The sequence below is a fragment of the Prevotella sp. P4-67 genome, from assembly GCF_002251325.1.
Classification (GTDB): Bacteria; Bacteroidota; Bacteroidia; order Bacteroidales; family Bacteroidaceae; genus Prevotella.
The window spans coordinates 1-4,207 of record NZ_NPJL01000070.1 but is presented as its reverse complement, the minus strand read 5'-3'; the positions used below and the strand labels follow the sequence as shown (position 1 = coordinate 4,207).

The 4,207-nt window shown below is 44.4% G+C and carries 4 protein-coding genes; all 4 read left to right on the top strand.

All coding sequences use genetic code 11. From position 1 onward, the window contains the following. On the top strand, nucleotides 1–847 hold an 847-nt coding region (locus CIK92_RS12505; protein ID WP_305775627.1), incomplete at its 5' end, for an RHS repeat-associated core domain-containing protein. Next, nucleotides 810–1,367, top strand: a complete 558-nt coding sequence (locus CIK92_RS12500; RefSeq protein WP_094420924.1) for a hypothetical protein — start codon at nucleotides 810–812, stop codon at nucleotides 1,365–1,367. The genes CIK92_RS12505 and CIK92_RS12500, both read left to right, overlap by 38 nt. Nucleotides 1,368–1,434: 67 nt before the next feature. Further along, entirely contained in the window at nucleotides 1,435–3,219 is a 1,785-nt protein-coding gene (locus tag CIK92_RS12495) for an RHS repeat domain-containing protein (protein WP_158214798.1), read from the top strand. Between the two features lie 76 nt (nucleotides 3,220–3,295). Next, nucleotides 3,296–3,856, top strand: coding sequence for a hypothetical protein (locus tag CIK92_RS12490; protein ID WP_144289434.1), 561 nt, complete (start codon nucleotides 3,296–3,298; stop codon nucleotides 3,854–3,856). Nucleotides 3,857–4,207 lie beyond the last annotated feature (351 nt).

Genomic DNA, 4,207 nt, shown 5'->3' with positions numbered 1-4,207 from the left:
GGTCACAATAACTTTGCACGATGTTATGGGCGACAGCCGCAACACCGGCCTGCAACCCTATAAATACATAGGCAAAGAGCTCGACCGCACCCACGGACTGGACTGGTACGACCACGGTGCCCGCCACTACGACCCCGTGACGGGAAGATGGAACGTAATGGATGCCTTGGCGGAGAAATATTACCCATGGTCGCCATACGTGTCGTGTGGGGATGACCCAGTAAATGCGGTTGACCCGGATGGGAAAGAAGATTATAGGGTAAATAAGCAAGGACAATTTTATAAACAAAAAAGTATGTGGGAACAAATAAAATCCTTTTTTGGATGTAATACGAAAAAAGATAGAGTGTTTATGGAAGATACCGATGAATTACTTGCTGAGTTTGAAGAGGGAACTATTATGGAGTTAGAAAAACAGGACATTGAATTTCAAAATGGCACTATAACGCAGACTTCTATGCATATAAAAAACAGACACAACTCGGAGAAACTTTTTAGAATATTAGGTGAACGAACAGAGGTGGAATGGGCACAAATAGAAATGGCCCAAGGGGATAATATCATACTAACTGATAAAGACAAAAGAGAAGTTTCCTCATCTCTTTTGTTGATAGATGCTATTGGAAGGAAAGGAGGAAAAGTTGCCGCATTAAAACACACCCATAAACCAACGTTAGAAGAGAGAAATGGAAATATGGGGGATTTTATAGATATAGGGCCGAGTCCAGCAGACTTACAACACGCGTCGAATCGGCATGGAACTATTTTCGTCGTTTATAATTACTATACAAATACTAAACAATATTATAATGGGAAAGGTATTTATAAGCAAGTGCGTTTTCGCTAATTTCATATTAGTCTATATTACTTATGTTACCTCTTTTATTATTATGTGCCCTGTTGGGACAACTCTGCAGCGTTTTGAGATAATAGATGCGAAATTGGATTCTGTCACAGAATATGTAATAAACGATGTCTATCCCGTGGAAAGACAAAGGAGAGACAGCATGGTAATGGAACTTAATATCAAAAATGACACGATGGAGTTTGTATATTCTTTTCATGATGATATTAACGACATTAGGACGAGGTTTGTAGAAATAGCCCATAAGCGTGTGATAGGGTATATAAGCCATGGCTCCTTTGATATTCTCCTGATGTCGAATATAGATGATTGGTGCGATGTGGAGAAAAAACTGGGAACACTCATTAAGCCAGTAGAAGGAACAAAAAGGGTAGATTACCTCTATTATTCGGTCCCCCAATGGGGATGTGGAAAATACATTATGTACGAGCCATTGTGCTGGCATTTCAAGTATGCAAATGGTAAAGTAAGCCACCCTATTGGGCGCCTTGGGTTTTACTAAGACTATGTTTTGCATGATAGATAATTATACACTACATGGCTATCATAAACGTGTGCATATAGTTACTATGCGCATAGCCACAGAGCGCAGGGGAGGGTTCCTGCCCAGCGCCTACGCCTACAACCTGCGCTCGTGGGTCACACACATCAGCAGTCCGCTGTTCAGCCAGAGGCTGTCCTATGGAGAGCCCTCTGACGGGGGACAGCCGCGCTACGGCGGCGGGGTCTCGGCCATGGACTGGCAGGCGGCAGGCGACTCGCTACGCGGATACCGCTACCAGTACGACGCGTTAGGCAGGCTCGCCGCGGCCGATTATAGGGAGGGCGGCCTGCCCTCAGACCGATATGTCACGGAGTACAGCTACGACCTGATGGGCAACATCCTTACCTTGACTCGCAACGGCAAGGTTTATGATGAGATATATGGCGTCACCGATGACCTCACATATCAGTATGACGGCAACAGACTGATACGGGTCACCAATCATGCAGCCGACACTCCTGCTTACAAGGATGCCATGTATTATGCAGACGGAGCCGACCTTGATACAGAACGCACCTATGATGCCAATGGCAACATGACCAGCAATGCAGACAGCAGGATTACGCGCATCAGTTACGATGCGCTCAATATGCCATGCAGGATAGACTACATTGACGGCAGCCACATAGACTATACCTATGCTGCCGACGGAGTGAAGCAGCGCGTAGATTATTATCTCAACCCTTATACCAGTAGTTTGCCCGACGATGATTTGGGTACAGCCTGTGACAGTTCTCTGCTGGTCCATACCTGGCGCGAATATGCAGGCAACTGTGTATATGTCTGCGACACGCTCAGCATGATACTCATCAATGGAGGCTACATTACATTCGATTACACCACACATCAGCCCATCTATCACTACTATCTCAAGGACTATCTGGGCAACAACCGCATCACCGTCAGTCTTGCCGATGGCCACATAGAGGAGGTGAACCACTATTATCCATTCGGCGGGCTGATGGGCGACAGCCGCAATGCCACCACCCAACCCTACAAATACATAGGCAAAGAGTTCGACCGCCCCCACGGCCTCGACTGGTACGACCACGGTGCCCGCCACTACGACCCCGTCACGGGGAGGTGGAACGTAATGGATGCCTTGGCGGAGAAATATTACGCATGGTCGCCATACGTGTCGTGTGGGAATAATTCGATAAGCACCATTGACGATAATGGCATGGAATGGTATAGAGATATAGATAATACTATTCAGTACTCCCCGCAAGTTCATTCACAAAAAGACTTGAAGAAGAATCAGGTGTACATAGGGGCATATTTAACTACAGGGAAGGGTAAATCACTGGTAAGTTACCGTCGTGACGGCAGTATACTCTATGCCAATGAGACCAAAGCATATAACCGTATCTGGAATCAAGCCAGCGTACATTATCGAAGAATGGGAGAAAAGGGAGGAAGGGAAGTAGCTGCATTTATCCTTGTAGATAGTCGTGTACTGGTACTTCCAGATTATAAGAACACAAGTATGCAGTCTGAAATAGGAGACTATGGTTATCGAGTTGGACATGGAGTCATACGCAAAGGAAAGGAGAAGTTTAACATTTCAGCTCAGATTCATACTCACCAAGAGAGAATGAGCGATGAGCGTGCATCAGAAGCAGATGGTTTATTCTCAAAAAAGATGGGAGGACTACCTGTTCTTGTAATAGGAAAGGACAAGGTTACTCGTGGCTTCTATTATGACTTCAACGATGGAGGAAGTTTTGGATTCGGCAACGACCTTAAATTCCATGAATTAAATATATTATCATTATGGTTAAATCAACATCGAAGGTTTTTTTGCAAGTAAAGTGACATGCCTATTAGTAATTGGCTGCTTGTCCACACTCTCAGTAATTGGCTGCTTGTCCACACACTCTTTAGGCATGTCTACAGCCCCCATAGCATGTACGCCAGGAGAAGGTTTGGAAATAAAAGAGATTTTCTGTGATAGCTCTCTACGTGAAATTATCAAAACGTATACGGAAAGCCACTCCCGCTATGACACTTTTGTTGTTACCCGCCCCATCTTGATGAACTGGAATTATGATAAATATCCTTATATCTATAAGGGTCTTCTTGTCGGTCCTGGTTATCGTCCCCTGTATGACCGACGAACAAAGCATGATACTCTGAGAATCGGGAAGAAGGTGGTGCTGGCATTTGATTCACTAAGAGATTGCGAACGCTATTATAGGGAGGGTTTTCAGAATTATAAGAGGAAATATGCTAAAACTCAAGACACGTATATCTACAAAGGGGATATACAAGACAATGAGCTAAATAACTATCTCTACAGAGCTATTTATATAGACCGTAAAAATGGGAAATATGTAATAAGCCAAAAAATGGATACGATAATGGCATTTCCATTAAGATTAAGCAAGATACGTTTTCCTGACTTCGGCACCGATTCACCAAAAAGATCTTCGATAGATCCTTTCTAATTACAGTTCGAGGGACGATATGGTGTTCAAACAGGCGATTTATCCATGTTTAACCCAAATCGATCATTAGAACTTTTTAGAAGAGTGGATTTTGTTTTGGGTTAAAATGCGCGAAACAGGGGGCCATACATGAAGATGGCCATATACTTGACCACATCGGGCCTCGAGCAGGCTGCATCATACGATTTTCTCCCCCAGCCATCACTTTCCTGCCGATTTCCTTGGCGCGTGTGTACATTATTATTATATTTGCAATGTAAACATCTTAACCCCTGACCATGCGCCGCCAGATTGTCATAATGCTGTTGGGGCTCATGACCACTCTGAGCCTCCCTGCTTTCGCCATTGCCG